The following is a 20,777-nucleotide window of genomic DNA, read 5'->3' on the forward strand; positions in this document are numbered from 1 at the left end:
CCCAGTTGCACCCGGCCGAATCGAGTTTACGTGCGGATCCCTCGTGGGATTCTATTGTTACGGACTGGCAGTTCACTTCCAGTTGCTCTCCACGGACACATTACTGCGCCGCAGTTACTTTCAGTCACAGGCCTGGTGAACATAGGCCTGACAGGGACTCTCACCCTGCTATGTTGGTGCGCTTCACAGTCGCACTAGTGTCGTCCGTCCCTGGACGATTCCCCGCCCTTCCTTCCTTCTACACCCCTAAGGGCCCGCTGGCCCGCGCGCCAACTGGTAGGGCGAGACTTGATCGAAGATCGATCCCATCGAGTTTATAGTTCTGATTTCGCTCGAGCCCTGACCTGCCCAAGGCTTTCAAACTGTGTAGAAATCTACCCCCGATGTGCCGGCACGGCCCACACTACATTGTCATGTCGTCCATGCTGGACGATTCCCCCGCCCCCCTCAGGAGAGCTTAGCGAGCTTCGTGCCTTTGTGAGAGGAACTCGGCTGTCCCCTACTTCATTCTCCTCAAACGAACCGCAAACAACCCAACGGCCACCCCAGCGAGCAGCATTCCCGAAGGCTCCGGAATCGCCAGGCTGAAGTAGGTCAACCCGTTGTAGGTGGATCCAGTCCCCAGATGGGGGGAGCCATCCGCCGCAACCCCCGCCAACTCATGGTTGAACGCTCGAGATTTGCCGCGTTCGCTCGCCTGCTGCCAATCGGAAATCGTCCCCCCTTCGTTGTTGAATACGTATTTCTCCTTACTCACCCCCAGAGGAGTATTGGAGTAGGCCAGCCACCCTTGGGCATGGCTACCGATGGCGGTTAAAGTGAGGAGGAACAAAAGCAGGATGACCTTCATAATCTCACGACCGCCGCCGCGCCATCAGCACAGAACCCAGTCCCAACAAGCCCAGCGCCACCACCGACGGTTCGGGAACGCAGATAACAAAGAAACCGAGGCCATTGGCGATACTGCCAGTGCCCAATTTGGGAGAACCGCTCGCGTCCACTCCTGATAACTCATGGGTGAACAGGTTACTCAGGCCTTTCTCAAACGCTTTATCCCAAGTGGTAACACTTCCGCCCTCGTTGTTCCAAACGCGCAGCTGCAAAGTAACCTTGTCTCCACCGTAGGTGCCCGCGATATCGAGTTTCGACTTACCGTTGATGAGACCCGCGGTGGACCCCGTGCGAAATCCAACCTGCGAGCCGGGAACCGCAGTCAAGCTGCTCTCGGCTGCGCCTTCGCCCATGGCATACCAAAGCTCCGCTGTAAACCCAGCGCCTTCCAGCTTGATGCCGGGATAGAGGCTTCCAAAAGGGAGCGACGGATCGCATCGAAAGATGTACTTCTCCTTCCCCACCCCCAATGTAGTTTGATACGTCAGCGATCCTTGGGCGTGGCTGGCAATGGCAGCGAGGGCGAAGAAACAAGTGAGAGCGAATGATTTCATAGGGTTGGTGGTGGTTGAGTAAGAAAAGCTCAAATCGTTTTGGCGAGCCGCTTTCGGCCAGCAGGAACTCTGAGCAGTCCAACGCTTAACAAGGCGAACAGAACTCCCGAAGGCTCCGGAACCGCCAAGCTGAAGTGGGTGATGCCGTTGAAAATGGATCCAGTTCCCAGATGAATTGAACCGTCCGCCGCAACCCCCGCCAACTCGTGGTTGAAGGTCCGAGATTTGCCCCGTTCGGTCGCCTGCTCCCAATCAGAAATCTTACCCCCTTCGTTGTTCCACACGCGTAGCTGCAAGGTCACCCGATCGCCGCCGAAGGTGCCGACGATGTCGAGCTTGGACTTCCCGTTGAAAAGACCGGCAGTGGCCCCCGTGCGGAACCCAACCTGGGAACCAGGCACCGGACGCAGGCTCGTTTCGGGAAGATCGGGTCCAAGAGCATACCACAGCTCAGCAGTGTAGCCCGTGCCGTCGACTTTACTGAAGCCGGCGTAGTCAGCAAGGGCCCCACCGACTTTGGCCACCGTGGGATTGGCAGGATCGGGTTTGAATACGTACTTCTCCTTGCCCACTCCGCCAGGTGAGGAGGTGTAGGTCAACGATCCTTGGGCATGACTGCCGATGGCAGCTAAGGTGAGGAGGAACGAAAGCAGGGTGATCTTCATGATGCTAAGAACGCCGTCGCGCCATGAGCACGGAGCCCAAACCCAACAAGCTTAGCCCCACCAACGAGGGCTCGGGAATGCAGTAAAGGTAGATGGAGCCCTGCAAGCCGTTGGCGATACTTCCGCTACCAAGTTTTGGTGCACCATTCCGATCCACTCCAGCCAGCTCATGAGTGAACAGGTTGCTCCTGCCTTTTTCAATCGCCTCACCCCACGAGGTAATGCTCCCATTCTCATTGTTCCAAACTCGCAGCTGCAAGGTCACCTTGTCTCCACCGAAGGTCCCTGGGATGTCGAGTTTGGACTTACCGTTGATGAGCCCAGCGGTGGAGCCGGTGCGAAAGCCGACCTGAGAGCCGGGCACAGGGGTTAGGCTGCTCTCCGCAGCTCCCTCACCTAGAGCATACCAAAGCTCGGCGGTAAAGCCGGAGCCATCCACCCTGAAGTACTCAGGGGCCCCAGTGCCTGGCACGTAGGCAGGATTGCATCGGAGGATGTAGCGCTCCTTCCCTACGCCTAACGTGTTCTGATAGGTCAACGATCCTTGGGCGTGACTGCCAACAGCGGCGAGAGCGAACAGACAAGTCAGAACCAGTGTTTTCATAAGGTCGGATGGGGTTTTACTGTTCCTCGGGTTGCTTGGTCTTGAATCGATTCAGGCTCCAAATGCGATTCCTTTGGAGCGTCCTCCACGGATCAGATCCTTGGAGGGGGACTCATTTTTTGGCTTACAGAGTTTACCGTAATCAAGGATCCAAAAAAGTCAATTCAAGGGGGGACGGGGTTCCCGACTCCGTCGGGGCGGCAAAAGCGGCAGAGGGCTGCCGCACTCCATAGGGCCCTCTCCTTCGCGAAGCGCCTTGGACGGCTGTAGCCCTCTACAGCTTTTCGGCGTCCCCGAAGGGGAATTGCGCAAGGATTCAGGCAGAAGGCTTGCACAGAACATGGCTCCCTCACACAATGCGCTCGCGAACGGATTCGCCCTCCCCATGCGTTCACTCGGGAACGAAGCCTACGACACCACTCAGTCATGAACGACCTACTCAACACCGTAATGATCCTGGCCTTCATCGGAGGCCTCGCTGGAATTGTCGCCCTCTGGGTTCAACACACGCTCTCCCGTCAACGCGAGGCCAAGGAGCCGAATCCGGCAACGACCCCGAAGCGGACCTAGCACCTTCAATCCAATCGTCGGCGGGTGGCACGCCTTTCAGGGTGCTGTTAAATAGAGGTCCGACAGTCCGGGGGTGTCACTGCGCTCCACGCCCCGGCTAATCTCTTTGAACCCTGCGGGTTCTAGACGGCGGATCAGCATGCCCACTCCTGCCCCCTGCTCCACCACCATTTACAATTGGACGTAACCCATGCAGGGTGGCGGCGGTTGACGGGGAAACAACGATTCCGTCAAGCGGTCAATTCGGTAACGAAAGTCAAACACATGGGCGACAGGTCCCCAAAATCCAACCAGAAGAAGGACTCGCAGAAGCAGTCCAAAGCGAGCAGCGCCAATAACAAGAAGCAGCAGGCGATCGCCGCCAAGCAGGCCGTCACCAAGAAGAAGTAGTTCTCCCGCTTGCCTCTGTCTCCCCTGGCCGCCGGCCAGGGGAGACAGTTTCCCGTTTCGTCCGATCTCCGAGGATCACTCGTGTTTGCGGGCTTTCAGGACCTTGATTTCCTTGATCGGCTCCGGTTCTTTATAATGCCGCTTCAATCCCACCTCGGTGAGCACCTTGCCCGGCACCTTGACGATGAATTCCGGGAACGTGCGCTCGGTGCGCTTCTGCAGATGTTGCTGGCCAGCCTTGGATTCCCAAAAGCTGTCCTGCACCTTGGTCAAGGCCACCACCGCATCGTCGGGCGTCATCCGCTCGTCGCGCGCGAGCAGCCAAACCAACTCCGGATCAGTCGGCAGGCACACCGGGAACGGCACAAACTTGGGCTTCACCTCGTCGCCCTCGCCGTCTTCCGGCGCCTTGGGTCCTACCTTGATCACGCCCTCAAAGGTCCCCTGCGGCGTGATGACTTCCACGGTCGCAGCTTTCTTGGCCGAGTGCGGCACCACGGACACCATACCTTTGCCGAACGAAGATTCGAACTGTTCCTTCACCTCGCTGAGGCTCGCCGCCTGAAGATCGGGCAGCTCCACCTTCTGACAAAACTTCTCAAAATGCGCGGTACGCTCGGAGTCACCAATCTCCTTTTCGAGGGCGGAATAAATTTTCTGGGCGAGCTTGGCATCCGGCACCGCCTTCGGGAGAACGGATTTCAACAAGCTCAACAACTGGGCTTCATTTTTTGCTTTGGCCATAGATAAAAATTGGGCGGCAGTTGTCGTTGAAGTTGCGTCGGAATGCAACTCTTCGTTGGATGAAAACAGAAAAGGCCGGAGCCCAGGAGGACTCCGGCCTTGATGTAGCTAAGGACGTGCTTCGCAACCGGATTACCGGAGGCGATAGAACTTGGTCGCCGTCGGTGCGGTGATGGTCAGCGGAGAGACGGCTCCGGGGCTGTCGGCGAAACCGCCGGTCACCACCGAGGACTCCTGAAGGACGCCGCCAGTCCAGGTGACGGTCACCTGATTTCCGGAGCGCGCGATGCTCAATGTTCCACCGGAAGAGGTGGCCGCTCCATAGTGGGCCGCCACTTGGCTGGCGGTGAGCGCCTCGCCATAGATGGCAACTTCGTCGATCAACCCCGCGTAGGCTTGTTCCCAGCCATTGCCGGTCGACCCAATGCCCCAGCCTCCGTTGTCGACCGCCAGGGGACCGACCGGGTCCGCCGCCGTGCCCGCAACCGCCCCATTGCGATAAAGCGTCCAAGCGGTGCCGTTGTAAGTGCCAACCAAATGCACCCACTTGCCCGAGCCCAAGTCTTCGGCGGGAACCGCCACCCGGACGCCGTGAGAGTCCGTTCCATCGGAAGTGCCGAAGACGTAATCCACAGTCCCCTCCTCGACTCGGGTATCAATGTGCAGCGAAACCTCCGATCCCGCCAGAATCGCGCCCTCGCGCACCGGCTCCGCCGGATACACGCTCAGGGTGGGCGGACCATGGGAGATGATCCGCGCTACCGCACCCTGCGTGGCGTCGGAGTTGACCCACGCCTCGAGTGTCAGATTGCCGGAACGATTCAGCACGCTGGGGTTGTTCAAGTTCACCCAGGATTTAGCAGTCACGGCCAGGGACGCGTTGTCGCTTTCAAAGCCCGGGAACCCGGGAGCTTGTGGGCCGGCGCCAGGGGTTCCGAGAACCACTACGGCACCATCGGCCTGATCGCCTGCGGTACCGCTGTTCATCACGGGAGCCACCGCCTTGTCATCCAGTCGCAGGTAGGTGACCGGTTGCAAGGCATCGGTCGGCTTGGGCAGGTTAGGATCCGCCTCATAGGCGGCGATCGCCGCTTCAAACGGAGCGGTGAGAACCAGGTTGGCGTACTGAGCTGAGCCCAGGCGATCGATGCCCGCCGCATAGTGGGCCGCGATCTGTTCCGGAGTCAGCAAGGCACCGTAGAACGCCACCTCGTCGATGTCGCCTTCGAACGGATTGTTCCCCAGTCCAGAATTCGCGTTGTAAGAGCCAATGGCGAAATCAGCTGCGTTCGCAGGGTCGCCATCTTCCGGCTGGCTGGAATTAGCGGTGTATTTGCAGTTAGGGTTGGTGGCCGCCAGGACGCCATCGATGTAGAGCGAGGATGTCCCGATCACTGTCTCGGTCCCTTCGAGCACCTCACCGCCGCTCCAAGTCGCCACCACATGCTGCCATTGGCCGATCGTGTACGGATGGTCGGGTCCGCTGGTGACATCCTGCCCACCGCCACCCGTGCCGGTATACATCCGGAAGTTCCAGCCGATCCCCTCGTTTCCGGGAACGCCATTGTAGCTGGCGTTCGGAGCTCGCTGAAAGAACACCCAACCGGTTCGGTTGCTGGACTTGACGTAGCGATTGTTCATCGGACAAGCGCCAGGATTCTGCCGATCGGATGTCGGACGGAACCAAGCCTCGATCGTGAACGGCTGCGAGGCCGGAGGGTTCATCGCCGGGTTATGGGGCAGCTGAGTGGTCGAGGTTCCGTTGCGCCAGTGATAGGTGTAGGCGGTATCGGAGGATCCGGCCAATGCTCCAGCGACCGGATGCACCACTTCGGCAGTGTTGATCCCCGGGGCTTCGGACTGAAGCAGACCCATGTTCACCGCGATGTCCGCTCCTGCGGAGGGGTCGTCGAGGCGCCAGTAACCGACCGGTCCTTCCGACTGGATCAGGCTCTCGTAAGCAACCGTCCGATCCGGGTTGAGGGCGTTGTCGTAATGCGCCTTGATTTGTTCCGGAGTCAGCGCTTTGGCGTAGAACGCAACTTCGTCGACACCACCGCGAAAGGCATTCGCTCCCGCTTCGGTGTTATTGTAGGAACCGATGGCGAGGCCGGCTGCACCGTTCACCGACTCCTCGCCATGATCATCGGTATTCGCTGTGTAGACAACCGCTTCAGGGTCGGTGACGGTCGCACGCGCGGCTTCTTCGCCGTCGATATACATGATCAATTCGCGGCTCTCAGGATTCGAGACATCCCAGACCGTGACCACGTGCTGCCAGACCCCCAGCTTATACGGTTTGCGGCTGGTCACTTGGACGCCGACCGACCCTCCGCTGCCGCTGTACATTCGGAAGTTCCAGCCGATGTCCGTCTGACCATTCTCATACCCGCGGTCATCTGGATTCCGCTGGAAGTAGACCCAACCCTGGCGGTTCGCCACCGCGCCCGAGTAGCGATTCATGATGGGAGCAGGTCCGACAAACCGTCCGGCCACCTTATCGCTGGTGGGCATGAACCACGCTTCGATGGTGAACGATTTGGAAGCATCGGGATTGAGCGCTTCATTCCATGGAACAATCGTCCGTGCGGTGGAGTCAAAATACGCCGCGGCATTGTTTCCGCCGACGACAGCCCCTCCCATGATGCTGCGAACGTTGATATTGGTGGCCGTGCCAGCGGTCCCCAGACTGCCGGAGTTGGCGTTGATTTGAGGCCGCGCGGCTGAATCATTGAACCGATAGTAGCCCAAGGGCTTGTCCTGCTTGACCGCGTCGGGATAGGAGGCCCCGAAAGCGGAAAGCGACAGGAGCGGCAGAGATGCCGAGAGTAGTTGAACCGGGTATCGATGGGACCAAGAGGATCGCTTTTTCATAGTTACGAATGCATCTGAATAAGGAACACGCCAAATTCATACCTAGCCCCAACGGCCCGCTCGTGCCCATCCGGGCTAAGACTAAGAAAGAGACAGGCCACCTGCCGCCCGACTCCCCGAAGCAACCCGGCATGTCCACGAGCTAGACAGTCGCACCAAAGGACCAGAACTCGCTAAATTTGGGACTTACCACAGTAGTCTAGGATAGGGTGAAAAGTCAACGAAAAGGCCGGTTTCGGAGGAAGTTCGTAGCGAGGAAACTATCATTGGAACCAACGCACGACAAACTTCAGGCATTACCTACCTTTTCACCTATTTTCCCTGGTCGTGATGGGAAGGAGCCCAAGTTTTAAAACGCAAAGGACGCAAAGGACGCAAAGGACGCGATGAGGAACCGCAGGAAAGACGAATGTTGAACTCTACTTTCCCCTGCAGACATAGCGGGCCTGGCGGACCGCCAACGCGGTCATTTCCCGCGGTCCGGTGCTGGAACCTTCCATCGCGCCGATGCCAGCGGCAATAAGGTCAGAGGGAACGCCGTGGGATTTCGCCACAGCCGAAATTGCATGTCGTGCGTGTTTGGGAAGCATGGTAATTCCTTGGAAGTGATCGAAGAATTGATCACGGTCGCCAAGGAGCTCGATGCGGCCACCAAACGAGGCAAAGAACCTAGGCCTGACCGACGACGAATTGGCCTTCTTTGGGGAGATGGTATCACGCCTTCCAGGGTGCCGTTGAATCGGGAGATGACCGGCGATCTCTGCTGCGATGCCCCGGCTAATCTCTGAGAACCCTGCAGGTTCTCGGAGGGCTTTATCTCCTGCATGTCGTTTTAGAAATTGGTGCCAGAGGAGGGAATTGAACCCCCGACCAAAGGCTTATGAGTCCTCTGCTCTACCCCTGAGCTACTCTGGCTTAACCAATTCTCATTCAGTATCTTATAAGGATTCTGAAGCCTACTTCGATTCAAACTCATCACCCATCTCGTAACCCTATGCTATCAGGCATGACTTCAGATCATCCTGAAACCACATTGGGATCAGCCACCTCGGCCATTTTCCACAAGGTCGGTGAGAACTTATGCCGTCTCGAAGCAACGAGCGGATATTATGGGTTACTCAAAAGACGGGGCAAGCAGTTTCGTCGTCCTCTGAGGACTATCAGCCTTATGCCGGGCTTTCAGCCCTTGATGGCACGGGGGATGGTTACCTGGGGTTTTCACCACCCCAGGCTGGGATGGGACGCGCCGTTGGTGCTCGAGGCAATCAGTCACCGGCCCGCTGCCAACCCATTGGATCGATAAAAGCCCCACCAGGAACCAATAGCCTCCATTACCCCATTCACCGAACCGAAGTTGGGTGCATCGTTTAGCGATGGCCCAATTGACCTTCCAGGCCTTTTGATATCACGATAAGGCATGAGCGCTGATGTTGAGGCACTGCTGCGAAGGGCTCGGGAACCATCGCCGAATCGGCGGACTCTCCGGGAGATCATACCGTTCCTTCCGCCCGATGAACAAGAACTCGACCGCTTGCTGGCTCGGCTGTGCCGGGAGCAGGATCCAGAAGCCTTCACGAACATCTTCGTGGCGGCGATGGCCGCCGGACGCAAACCATCCGCGCATCATCTGATCGAAGGAGCCCAGTTGCTCCTCAATCCCAGTCCGCTGGGTGTAGCCGTTCACCACACCAGCGGCGACCTCGGCAGTGCCATGGTCGCCGCAGTCCGTCGGGGTCAGATGGGAAGCGAGCGCGAAGCGGTTGCGCTGGTCGCCGCTGCCGCCTGGGGACAACGCCAAAACCCTCCGATCATACCACCGGATCTCGTCTCGTTCGCTCGCCTGCTCACCCGCCGAGAACGACTGAACATCTGGGTGCAGCAGGGGATGATGACCGTTGTGCATATCACCCAGGACCCGGGCCTGAGATCCGTCGTTACGGAGGTCAACGGGTCCATCCCTTCGCACGCGGCGGATGCCTTTGTCCAGGCACTGATCGATCCGGCAAAGACGGACCCTCTCGCACATTGGCACGACAGTGTCGAGCACACCGTCTCCTCTGGATACACGATGAGACGGGCGGTCGAGCGAGTCGGACGTAATGACCCTTGTCCCTGCGGCAGTGGCAAAAAATACAAGAAGTGTTGCCATGAGAAGGATCAGAAACGGCTTCATCAGTCTTCCGAAATAGCCGGGGTCACTCAGGAGGAACTGCGGACCAGCCCAGAGCCTTACCTTAGCGAGCGCCGGATCGAGGACATGCGAGCTCACGAACTAGCGAAGCTCGATCCGCTGAAAATACCAGAAGATCTGCACTCGCTCGTCCTGGAACGGATGAGAATCTTTGAGCAACACGACCTGGCGGTGGGCCTCTTGGAGAAGATTGGGTTCAGAGAGGACCTAGCTTCGTCCTCGGAGCAGCTCTTGATGTCTTTGCTTCAACACTGGAACCAAGGCTTGTTGCAACGCTTCCTGGCGGTGGTCCCGGCCGACTTGGTGCCGGAGGACTTGAACGCCCAGACACGCCTGGTGCTCGCCCCGGATCCCGGTCGCCAACTCGAGGTGCTTCAAGAGGAGATTCTCAAGGCACTCAAAAGTCCTACTCCGGTTCAGGAGTTTGACCATCTCGTGGGAGTCGCGTATGCGCTCCTGGAGGGCCCGCTGGCCCCACTGGGCATCCTGGTGACCCGTGGTTTAGTCGCGCACATCAACCCCTTCGATGCCTGGGGACTCGTCGAGACGCTGAACGAAGCCCGCGATCGACTCAATTTGGCTCCTGAGGATCCATGCGATGACCAGATGGACGCTCTCTTCAGCGAGGAAGACCATGATGGTCTAAAATCCTCCGAGGCTTTGAATTCTGCGTTGGAGCGGCTCGAAGAAAAGTCGGAGGAGATCCGAAGACTGCGAGAATCTCTGGAAAAGCTGCAGTCCGATCTCAACCAACGCACCACACCAGCAGCCACCCCGCCGACTGCACCAGCCCTTTCCACGATCCCCACACCGCCGGTCCGATTCTCATCGACAACCACCCCCCCCGCCGAGGAAGCCGTCTTACGCGAGCTACGTCAGAAGGTCTCGGCGCTCCGGTCCGCCCTCACCGAACGCCACTCCGAGCGCAATGAGCTTCGCAAGGAGCTTCAGGCGACCCGGGAGGCCCTTGAATCGTTACGATCTGAGCCGAGCGAGGAACACCATGCTGTGGAAGCATCTTCTGCAGAGCAAGACGCAGAAACCGAATGGGAGCCGGAAGTCCAATTCACCACTCAGCCAGTGCGCATCTCGGAGTTTCCTCGTCGATTTCAGGAGACTCTTCGAACGTTCCCTCGCGGGGTGGCACGGGCCTGCATTGTCTTGGTAGGCAGGCTGGCGGCGGGCGAGGCGGCGGCGTTTCGTGGGATCACTCGATTGCGAAGCGACCGCAATATCTGGCGCCAGCGAGTGGGGGCCGACCACCGTCTCCTATTGCGACTTCATCCAGAAACCCTCGAAGTGCTCGATCTAATCAATCGACGCGACCTCGAGCGGCGAATCAAAACGTTAGGGGGCTGAACTCTATTGCCTCAGGCTTCTCTCCAGCTTCGCCCGCAGGGATTTGAGCCTGGGATCACCTCCACGCAACGCTTCGGCCTGGTCCAGCAACACGGTCGCTTCCTGATACTGGCCCTGCTGGACGTATAAATCTCCCAGCAACAGATAGGTTTCCAAATGTTCCGGGCTCAAGCGCAACACTTGCTGAAACAACGGTATCGCTTCCTTCTTCTGGCCAGCCCTCGCCAGACAAAAGGCTCGATTGAAAAAGGCGGGGCCAAAATCAGGTTTCAGCACCGTGCATCGTTCAAAGACCTGCGCAGCCTCCCCATAGCGGTCCTGCTTTAGGAGAGACATGCCCAGCTGAAAATGTCCCTGCACGGATCCCGGATCCAACCCCACATGCCGTCGCAACGACTGCTCCGCTTCTTTCAGCTGCCCCGAAAGAATCTGATACCGCCCCGCCACCAGCCACGTCTCGGCCTCTCCGGGGTACTCATTCACCAATCGTTGAACCAGCGATGCAGCCTCAGTCAACTTGCCCGCTGCCAGCAACGTGTGTGCAGGCAAACTGAACACTCGATAGTCGAGCCTCAAGGAGTCCACCTCCGACTGGAAAAGGTCATCGACGGCTTCATCATCGGGCGACTGGCTCGCCTGGCGTCCAGCTTCCTCCGCTGAGGCCAGATTGCCCAGCTGACGCTGGCAGAGAGAGATCAAGGCCCAGGCTGCCTTTCGAGTCCGCGCATCCTGGACGCACTTCTCCCCCAACTGAGCCGCTTCAGAAAATCGTCCCTGCGCCTGCTCGCCCAGAGCACGCAGCAGGATTGCCGGGGTGAATCGCGGATGAGTCACCAACAGCGCCTCCAACTCGGAAAATGCCCCTGCCCATTGACCTCGCTCTGCCAGTGATTTAGCCAACCGATAGCGGGGCATCTCCGGCTGATTGCCGCACAACGCCACCGTTCGGCGCAGCTTGTTCAGCGCCTGCTCCGGGTCCTGACTCTGCAGAAGCAAGCTCTGAAAGTAGGGCCAGCGTGGGTTGGTCGCCTCACGGCGCTCGGCCTTCACAAAGCAAGCCAGCGCCTCGACATCATAGTCGTAGGCATCCAACAACATGCCCAACCGTCCCCAGGCTCCGCCGGATCGTGGATGCTCGCGAACCTCAGCCAATCGCGCGGTCAGAGCTTCGGCCGCCTTGGAGGAAAGCTTCGACGAATCCACCTCCGGCAACGGCAAGACCTCAAAAAGCGAACGCCAAGCCCAAATTGCTCCAACCAGCAATCCCACGACCACCACAACCACCCCAAGCCACTTCCTCCTTCTCGTCTGGTTAGCCGAGCGGGAACGAGCCGCGGTGCGATGCGATGCATCGGTGGTGTGAGGGGAGCGTTTCAATCAGTGTTTAGAAAACCACGGAGCCGCAGTCCACGCCAAGCCGATTCCACCATGAAAACAGGAACGCCCGCCGAACCATGGGCTCAGCGGGCGTCTGGACGATCTGGGTCCCCCTGAGCGAGCCGAACTCGACTCAGGGAATGACGCGTTCAGTTACTCAGCCGACACACGATAGAAACGGGCGGTCGGCGAGGGCTGCAGCAGGGATTCGACATAGGTCGTCTCGCCGGCCGCTCCAGCCACGCCGGTGGCGATCTCCGTCCAGCTTTGGAGATTGCCCGACGCTTCGACTCGATACGTCTTACCCGCCGAGGATTGCCAAACCAAGGTCGCTTTGCCAGCAGCGGCATCGTAGCTTACCGAAGTGATTTTAAGACCACCCGCAGGCACAAACGGAGTTCCGTCGGGTTGAGTCGGGTTGGCAGGAATCCGGGTATCGACCCAGAACCAGGTCACCGAGCCATCCGAGCCGTCTGCACGATCGGAGGGACCTTGTGGGGTAAGCGCAAGGTCGACAATGTCCGTTGGAAGCAAGTTCGCATAAAAGCGCCGGGTTTCCCCGGCCGTATCCGCTCCCGGGATGGTTTTCGAATCGACCAGCTTCCCGTTGATATGGAGCTGGCCGGTGACTCCCCCGCCGGCGGCGTTGTCTTTGCGGACTTGCCAGATGATGGCGACCGGCGTTTCACCCGTGAGTTCCGAAGCGACCCAGCGGCGGATGGCCCAGTGCTCCTCGTTGGGAGCGCTGTTCACGCCGTTGGGGTGAATGCCCTGCGGGGTTTGCCAAGTCCACGGACCCCGGGCCTGGAGATCAAGATCCCAGGAACCAGAGTTCCAAAACTGGTTAACGCCGTCCCAGTCGCCCAAGCCCTCACCGCCGGCATAGGCAATGAACTGAGCGCTGGGGTCATAGTCGATCTCACCGCCATCGGTGGTGAAATTGCGATAACCATTGAACCAGCCATTCTGTCCCTGCACCCCAGAGAACTCAGCGATCGAATTCGCGATGACGAATGTCAGGATATTGTCAGCCGCGTCGTTGGGATTGGTTCCGCTGGCCAACTCATCCGTATCGGAAAAGCCATCGCCATCGGTGTCAGCTTTATTAGGGTTGGTTTGGGGAGTGCCCGTCACCTCGGCTGAATCGCCACGACCGTCGCCATCCGTGTCCGATTTAGTGGGATTGCTCCCGGTGTCGGAGGCGCTCACATAGGTGCCCGTCGCGGTCTCCACCAAATCCGACAACCCGTCTTCATCGGTGTCAGCCTTGAGCGGATGGGAACCGCGAGCCAACTCGCCCACGTTGTTCAGTCCATCGCCATCGTTGTCGCCCGAGCCAGTGAACTGGGTCAAGTTACCAGGGGCGTAGGCAAACTCCCAGGTGTCGGGCAAACCGTCGGCATCGGAGTCGGAAGCGGTGGCAGGCACAAAGAGACTGCCATCGGGCTGACGTGGGATCGGCGGGATCGCGAGGTCAACCTGCAGCCAGAGTACGCTGCCGTCACAGCCATCCGCATCGCCGTTGTCGGTCCCACGCGGAGTCAGAACCAAATCCACCTTATCTGTGGGTTTGGCGTTGATAAACACGGTTCGCACGACGCCCACGGTGTCATTAAAGGCGATGGTCGCTTTGTCGGCGAGCTGGCCATTGACATAAATGCCGCCGGTCACGCCATTACCGCAACCCCCGTTGCCTTTTCGGACATGCCAGCGCAATGCCAGGGGAGTCACCGCCGACAGCTCCGTCGCCTCCCAACGCCGAACTGTCCAGTGAACCGGCGAAGGACCGTTCGGATGGGAGTTCTCCCGGCCAATCTCATCCCACGGCCCAGCCGCAGCCGTTTGCAGATCCCATTGAGAGCCAGTCCAGAACTGAGTCGATCCATCCCAACCGCCTTGTCCTTCACCACCCGCAAACAAGGTGACATTCGCTTCCGGATCATAGCTCACCACAGAGCCGCCATCCCCCGAGGCGTTTCGATATCCATAAGACCAACCCTCCTGCCCCTGGACCCCGGAAAACTCCGTCGAGGAGTTCGCTATCAAGGTCGAAAGCAGATTGTTGGAGGGATCGTTCGGGTCATGCCCCGAATTCACCTCGGCTCCGTCGCTGTCGCCATCCCCATCGGTATCCACCAGCAAGGGATGCGAGGTCGGAGTTCCCAGCACCTCATCGCCGTCCGTGCGTCCGTCCGCATCGGTATCGGTTTTAAGCGGATCGGTACCGGCATCTGTCGCGCTGACGTAGTTGCCGGTATTGGTCTCCGCACCATCGATCAACCCGTCACCATCACTGTCCGCTTTGCTGGGATCCGTATCGATTGCCAATTCCTGCGCGTCCTTAAGGCCGTCGCCGTCGTAGTCGCCCGAGCCACTCAGCTTGGTGAGATCCCCTGGGAAAAAGACATTCTCGAAGAAGTCAGGCAGTCCATCCGCATCCGTGTCCGGCGAATTCGCCGGAATGAAGAGCCGACCATTGGGCTGGCGGGGAACAGAAGGGATGGTGGTATCGATAGTCATCCAGTTGGCTGAGCCATCCGCACCGTCCGCACGATCTCCACTGGGACCGACCGGCGTAAGCACCAAGTCCACAACATCTGTTGGATTCAGATTCGCATAGTAGGTGTGGGTCACCCCCACACCATCGTTAAAGGCAATGGCCGCGAAATCCTTGGCTTCGCCGTTAATCCAAATGCCACCGGTAACTCCGGCGCCGCCACCGAGGTTGGCTTTCCGGGCGTTCCATCGAATGGCGACCGGGGTTACCGACGGAAGTTCGGCGGCCGACCACCGGCGAATGCACCAATGCTCCGCAGCCGGGGCGCTATTGACTCCGTTGGGGTGCAAATCCTCAGCCCGTAACTCAGTCCACGGGCCGGTCGCTGCAGTGTTCAAATCCCAGAAAGTCACGTTCCAATACTGGGTCTCAGCCGCCCAGTCACCCTGCCCTTCGCCGCCGGCGAATTCGATAAAACTGGCGGCAGGATCATAGTTATCCTCCCCGCCGTCAGCTGTATAGTTGCGGTAGCCTATCGACCACCCGTTTTGTCCTTGGACACCGGAAAACTCCGCTTTGGAGTCGGCAATGATCTCAGCATTGGCTGAGGATGGAAGTAGCAGGCCCAAGGAGGCCAAAGCCAGCCCCGCGCAGCCCTTCAAAAGAATACGGACGTTCATAGTACGTAATAGAGTGTGTGATTGAGGAACTGGAATCCTATACTCGAAATCGGGGTCGGTCGTCAATGCGTTAGCCGATCTCCCTAGCCCAGCTGGACAGAACGGGAGACTTAGGTTTGGATACGCGCACTCACCGGTGAAAACAGGCCCGAACTGCCCATGAACGTGAATTCCAGCCGCTCGCCTCAGCCAGCCGCGGAAGAGAGTCGCCGCTCCCGCCGGCGTGGACTCACAGCCACCTCACAGCTCGTCCTCTTAAGTGCAGGCCTCATGACGAGCTGCGGCCCGGCTCCCGAGTCCAAAACCTCGGCGACGGAGAGGACCCGCTCCACGGCTTCGGCTGAAGCCCCCTGGTTCGAGGATGCCACGGAGGCATCGGGGGTCCGTTTCGTCCATGATGTGGGAACCCCAGGCTCCTTTTTCATGCCCGAGCATGTTGGGTCGGGCGCTGCCCTATTTGACTACGACCGTGACGGTCGATTGGACCTCTACCTGATTCACAACGGAGGACCGAAGAACGGAGCGCAAAACCAACTTTTCCATCAAGAACCTGATGGTCGCTTTCGGAACGTCTCCACGAATTGCGGCCTGAACGTGTCAGGCTACGGCATGGGTGCGACGGTCGCCGATGTGAACAACGATGGTTGGCCGGATGTCCTCTTGACTGAATTTGACCGCACTCGACTGTTTCTCAACCAACAGGACGGCACATTCCGACCGGAGGCCGGACACTCTGGAATCGACAACCCGCACTGGGGAACCTCCGCGAGCTTCTTTGACTATGATCGAGACGGATGGTTGGACTTGGTCATCGCTAACTACATCGACTACGCGCCGACCCAGAAGTGCTACGACCAGAGTGGTCGCCTCGAGTTCTGCGGGCCCCAGGGATTTTCTCCCTCGATCAGCCGGCTATTTAGAAACCGCGGCGGCGAGGGAAAGACGGGTGCCGATCGCTTTCAGGACGTGACGGTCAAGTCGGGGCTGGCAGCCCGTCCCGGTCCGGCGTTGGGCGTAGTCTGCCAAGACTTCGATGGCGATAGCTGGCCGGACATTTTCGTGGCGGACGACGGAAAACCCAACCGACTGTTCATCAACAAGCGCGATGGCACTTTCGTGGAAGAAGCCGTATCGCGAGGACTAGCCTATAACGCGATGGGTCAATCGGCGGCAAATATGGGAATAGGTGTGGGGGACGTGGACGCGAATGGGATGTTCGACCTGTTCGTGACCCATCTGACAGAGGAACAACACACGCTGTGGATGCAAGGACCGCAAGGCCTCTTCATGGATCGAACAGCGGGAGTCGGGTTGGCGGAATCGCAATGGCGGGGCACCGCCTTCGGAACCGTGATGGCCGACTTCGACCGCAACGGCGGAATCGACATCGCGTTCGTCAACGGGAGAGTGAAACGGGACAAGTCAGCTCGTTCCGAATCCATCCCCGACGTCGCGCCGTTCTGGAGTCCCTATGCTCAACGCCATCAACTCTTCTCGAATGATGGCAAAGGACGTTTTCGGGACGTCTCCTCGGTCAATATCCCCTTCCACCAGGCCACCGTGGGACGCGGATTGGCATGTGGAGATTTGGACAATGACGGGGACGTAGATTTGGTGCTGTGCAGCATCGGGAGCGCCGCGCGGATACTGCGCAACATCGCCCAGCCCACCGGCAGTTGGCTGTTGGTCCAAGCTCTCGATCCCACCCATGGAGATCGTGATGCCATCGGGGCTGAGATCAGGGTCCGATCCGGCTCCAAGACGTGGTGGCGCGCGATCAACCCGGCGTATAGTTACCTGTGCAGCAACGATCCTCGGGCGCACTTCGGTCTAGGCGACACGAAAGTCATCGATAGCATCTTGGTCTCCTGGCCGAATGGAGCGAAAGAAGTCTTCCCCGGCGTCGCCATCAATCAGCAAATCACTCTCCGGCAGGGACGCGGCCGACCGGAATAGCTGAACATCGCCTGAGGAGGTCCCTCAACAGAGTTTCATCCTGCCTTGGTGACATTCCCTTTCAACGATCAACAAATCCCAATCAAACACGGCTCCCACTGCCCCTCACCCTACGGATCCAGGCTCTTCAAATAGGCATACAAATGTGCGAGATCCGGCGCGGATAGCCCATCGATCAATCCTTCCGGCATGATCGACTCGAGGCTGGTTCGACGCGACAGAATCTCAGACTCGCTCAAGCGCAGAGTGCTCCCGTCAGCCAACCGAAGCAGCAAGCCATCCGCCGAGAAAAACGCAACGATCCCCCGATGTGTGATCCCCTGCTTCGTTTCGATGGTGGTGACGCGATAGGGCTCCGCCACTTCCCGGCCAGGAAACTTGATGTGATCGAAGAGATCCTGGGGTGACATTCGCTTGGTGATGCCCGCTAGGTCCGGACCAAGCTGAGCGGTGACTCCATGACAGTTTGCGCAGGCTCGCGCCCGAAAAGTGATTTCACCCAAGGTGGCATCGCCGCGATCCCAGAGCACGGTGCGCAACAACTCCGCCCAACCGGCCGCAGTCAGCTTCTGCCGCTGCAGGCCAGCCGCCGCCCCCGGGTAGTTGGCCAAGCACCAATCGAAGAGCGGCTGCAATGCGCGACGCAGCAAGGCACCATCGGAACCAACTTCGGGAATCTTGAACGACTGGGAGGTCAAACGGTTGATCAGCTTGAGCGTTGGGGCCACCAGGGCGACCTGACGCGGATCACGGATGGCTTGATCGAGAATGCGCAGCGCTGGTTCCAACGCGGCAGGGGCCGATCCCGGAGGCAGTTTCGTCAGAGCTTCCGCCGAAGCTTGAATCACCTCCGGAGTCAGGGACGACAAGCCTTCCAGAAACTTCTCCCGATCCTGCACATCGGGCTCCCGGGCCAGAGCAGGCAGCAAACTATCCCTGAGCTCCACTTTCTCCCACTGGGCGCTGAACAAGGCGCGCGTCTCCCGAGCTGGAAGCAAGGTGAGAAGCCTAACCAAGCCAGGAGACCAGGCAAATCGGGGATTGGCCTTCGCCGCCGCGAAGAACAATCGAGCGGCGCGTTCCCGATCCGGAAAATCAAAGGCATCGATCATCGGGACGCTCCCGGAGGTAACGAAGCCCGGATATCTCAACAAGGATTCACTCAGCCCGGCATCCCGGCGAATCAGTTGCTCGACCAACTCCTTGAACCGATCCGACCAAGTCTGCTTTGGTCGCTGCTCCAATCCCTGAACTTTCTGGGTGACGGCCACCAAAGCAGCCGCCGACCGCTGGGTCAGGTTGCTGGACGAACCCGCCGGAAGACGTGAGAGAATGATGAGGCGATGCAGATCTTCAGTTGGATCGGTTTGGGGTTTGATGCCGTCCAGCAACCTCGTTGGCACAGCTGGATCAGGATCACGGAGCATTCCCAAGATCCGGGCCGCCTCGGCGAAGAGCAGCGGATCCGGAGACTTCAACATCGGACGCACCGCCTCGAGAATTTGTCGTTCCTGCGTGCTTCCCGGAAGCGGCGGGTGCTGAGGTTCGTAGGCCGAATACAACTCCAGGGTCGGACTTAGAATCCGCCAGTCTCCCATTGCCTGGGACAGGAATGACAAAGCCTGCAGTTGCTCGCCCGGAGTCCGGCAGGTTTTCAGCGCGACGAGGGTGGTCGTGAGCAAAGGGATGCTGAAGGTATTGGTCGGGAATCGCATCGACACCGCCAACGCAGCACTGAGCTGAGCTTGCGCACCCGAACGCATCAGAGTGATATAGTACGCCTGCCAGTTTTCCAACGGGAGGGATTGAGCGAGGCGGGCTGCCAGCAGCCTCAGGCGTTTGTCGGAATGCTCCGCATTCGCCAAGGCGGCGCGGGCCACGCTGGCAGGCGGCATGTTCTCGAGTTGCTCCACGATCGCCTCCAGCGCCGATCGACGGACCCAGGGGTTGGCGTCTCGTGCCAAGGTGAGCAGGATGGGAGCAAAGTCCTTGCAGGGAATCCGCCCCAGCGACCAGGCCAGACGACCTCGTACCGCCGGGGAGCGGGAATTCGTGGCTGTCTGAGCTGTGATGGTCATGAGCCCTCCATGAAGCTCGGTAAGAATCTCGATGGCCCGAACACGCTGAGAATCGGGCAGTCCCTCAGCCAAAACTGCCAGATCAAAGGGCCGTGGCCCTAGACGGGAGGCGCGCGGACGCCAGAGAGCCCGGCTCCAAGCCTCCAAGGGCTGAGGAGCGCGGAGCACCAACTCGACGTCGGTCGCGGCTTGATGAACCCAGTTGCTGGCCATCAGCTGACGATCCGGATCCTGATAGCTGAAGCGATAGACGCCACCGCGGGTCTTGCGCCCTCCGACCGACACCAGCAGCGCGCCATCCGGCGCCACAACCAGGTCCGTCGGGGCAAATCCCGCAGTTCCCATCGGGTCGAGAAACAGCGACGACTCAGCCTGATAGCTCGATCCTTGGGGCTCCAGCGAAGTAAACATGATCCGGCCAAACGTCCAATCGAGCGAGAACAAGCCGTTCTGGTAGATGGGAGGAAACTGAAAATGCCGATACACGGCTACCCCCGTGGGCGATCCCCTCCCCAGGGATTGAAGCCGAGGCACCACCCAGGGGTAATGTTCCGATTGCGCATAGCTTCGCTGGAAGCCCGGCAAACGCCATCCATGGGTGGCGGCGAATTGCACCTGGTACAAGCGAGTAGGCACATACCACGGCAACAGGAACTCCCGCTCCACATCACTGTCGTAGGTGAACAGATCGCCCAGCTGATTGAAGTCGAAATCGTAGGCGTTGCGAAAGCCGTGGGCGATCACCCCCAGGGTTGAAAAATCGTTGGGAAAACGCAGCAGCGTGCCACCCTCCGGATTTCTGACAGGCGAACGAAAGTCATTCACCAGCCCGGCGTGAACCTCCCCGTCGTTGCCCACCATGAGCAGCCAGGATCCATCCGGAGCTTGACGCAACCCGTGGGCGCCATGTTCTCCCAAACGGAGATTCACCAGGCGCACCGGAGCAGCATCCGCGATCCCGTTCCAATCAGCATCCGTCCACCGCCAAAGAGCATCATCCCCTACCGAGTACAGATACGGACCATCAAAGCACAAACCCATGGCGCCACTTCGAGTGTGCCCAAACGGGAGGAACTGATCGGCGGTGCCATCCAGATTCGTATCGACCAGGGTACGAATGTAGCCCGGTCCGCTGACAACCACCCGCCCCAAGGCGTCGAGCGTCATCGCCTGGATGTCATCCGCCAAGTGCTGGTCCGAATAAAGCGCGACCTGAAATCCCCGCGCCACCCGCAAGCCCAACTCGGGATGCGGGATCAGCTCGGCAGCCACGGTGTGGAACGCCCCCAACTGCAGAAGCAACCACAGTAAAGCCCTCATCCCACGCCGGAACACGAACCGATCCGA

13 protein-coding genes and 1 tRNA gene are annotated in these 20,777 nt (G+C 59.3%); 4 read left to right on the top strand and 10 right to left on the bottom strand.

Translation table 11 applies throughout. The annotated features are described in order from the left end of the window. Positions 1 to 499 precede the first annotated feature (499 nt). Genes JNN07_10795 through JNN07_10810 form a run of 4 tightly spaced genes read right to left on the bottom strand, consistent with a single transcriptional unit; the run spans position 500 to position 2,714 of the window. Positions 500 to 850 (bottom strand): hypothetical protein, encoded by a 351-nt coding sequence (locus tag JNN07_10795; protein ID MBL9168218.1) that lies wholly within the window; start codon positions 848 to 850, stop codon positions 500 to 502. 4 nt (positions 851 to 854) lie between these two features. Next, entirely contained in the window at positions 855 to 1,445 is a 591-nt protein-coding gene (locus tag JNN07_10800; protein MBL9168219.1) for a PEP-CTERM sorting domain-containing protein, read from the bottom strand. Positions 1,446 to 1,474: 29 nt separating this feature from the next. Then, positions 1,475 to 2,110, bottom strand: coding sequence for a hypothetical protein (locus JNN07_10805; GenBank protein MBL9168220.1), 636 nt, complete (start codon positions 2,108 to 2,110; stop codon positions 1,475 to 1,477). Between the two features lie 4 nt (positions 2,111 to 2,114). Further along, a complete protein-coding gene (locus JNN07_10810) occupies positions 2,115 to 2,714 on the bottom strand; it encodes a hypothetical protein (protein ID MBL9168221.1) in 600 nt (199 codons plus the stop codon). A gap of 426 nt (positions 2,715 to 3,140) precedes the next feature. On the opposite strand from JNN07_10810, the gene JNN07_10815 reads away from it, so the two are divergent. After that, positions 3,141 to 3,284, top strand: coding sequence for a hypothetical protein (locus tag JNN07_10815; protein ID MBL9168222.1), 144 nt, complete (start codon positions 3,141 to 3,143; stop codon positions 3,282 to 3,284). A gap of 465 nt (positions 3,285 to 3,749) precedes the next feature. Here the strand turns inward: JNN07_10815 and JNN07_10820 are convergent, their stop codons facing one another. Together JNN07_10820 and JNN07_10825 are read right to left on the bottom strand one after the other, a co-directional pair. Continuing rightward, the gene (locus JNN07_10820) at positions 3,750 to 4,466 is read right to left on the bottom strand and encodes a hypothetical protein (GenBank protein MBL9168223.1); all 717 of its coding nucleotides are present in this window, start codon (positions 4,464 to 4,466) and stop codon (positions 3,750 to 3,752) included. An 84-nt stretch (positions 4,467 to 4,550) separates the two neighbouring features. Next, complete coding sequence (locus tag JNN07_10825; GenBank protein MBL9168224.1) at positions 4,551 to 7,292, bottom strand: LamG domain-containing protein; 2,742 nt, start codon at positions 7,290 to 7,292, stop codon at positions 4,551 to 4,553. Between the two features lie 566 nt (positions 7,293 to 7,858). Here JNN07_10825 and JNN07_10830 point away from each other — a divergent pair. Continuing rightward, a complete protein-coding gene (locus tag JNN07_10830; GenBank protein ID MBL9168225.1) occupies positions 7,859 to 8,080 on the top strand; it encodes a hypothetical protein in 222 nt (73 codons plus the stop codon). 52 nt (positions 8,081 to 8,132) lie between these two features. Here JNN07_10830 and JNN07_10835 read toward each other — a convergent pair. Next, positions 8,133 to 8,207 (bottom strand) — tRNA-Met (locus JNN07_10835). A gap of 502 nt (positions 8,208 to 8,709) precedes the next feature. On the opposite strand from JNN07_10835, the gene JNN07_10840 reads away from it, so the two are divergent. Next, positions 8,710 to 10,842 carry an SEC-C domain-containing protein gene (locus JNN07_10840; protein MBL9168226.1) on the top strand — a complete coding sequence of 711 codons (2,133 nt, stop codon included), beginning with the start codon at positions 8,710 to 8,712 and terminating at the stop codon, positions 10,840 to 10,842. A 3-nt stretch (positions 10,843 to 10,845) separates the two neighbouring features. Here JNN07_10840 and JNN07_10845 read toward each other — a convergent pair whose 3' ends face one another. Both JNN07_10845 and JNN07_10850 read right to left on the bottom strand, forming a co-directional pair. Further along, a complete protein-coding gene (locus JNN07_10845) occupies positions 10,846 to 12,219 on the bottom strand; it encodes a tetratricopeptide repeat protein (GenBank protein ID MBL9168227.1) in 1,374 nt (457 codons plus the stop codon). 153 nt (positions 12,220 to 12,372) lie between these two features. Beyond that, positions 12,373 to 15,396, bottom strand: a complete 3,024-nt coding sequence (locus tag JNN07_10850) for a hypothetical protein (GenBank protein ID MBL9168228.1) — start codon at positions 15,394 to 15,396, stop codon at positions 12,373 to 12,375. Between the two features lie 159 nt (positions 15,397 to 15,555). On the opposite strand from JNN07_10850, the gene JNN07_10855 reads away from it, so the two are divergent. Then, entirely contained in the window at positions 15,556 to 17,352 is a 1,797-nt protein-coding gene (locus JNN07_10855) for a CRTAC1 family protein (GenBank protein MBL9168229.1), read from the top strand. A gap of 110 nt (positions 17,353 to 17,462) precedes the next feature. Here JNN07_10855 and JNN07_10860 read toward each other — a convergent pair whose 3' ends face one another. Beyond that, entirely contained in the window at positions 17,463 to 20,750 is a 3,288-nt protein-coding gene (locus tag JNN07_10860; GenBank protein MBL9168230.1) for a HEAT repeat domain-containing protein, read from the bottom strand. Positions 20,751 to 20,777 lie beyond the last annotated feature (27 nt).

The organism is Verrucomicrobiales bacterium (genome assembly GCA_016793885.1).
Lineage (GTDB): Bacteria > Verrucomicrobiota > Verrucomicrobiia > Limisphaerales > UBA11320 > UBA11320.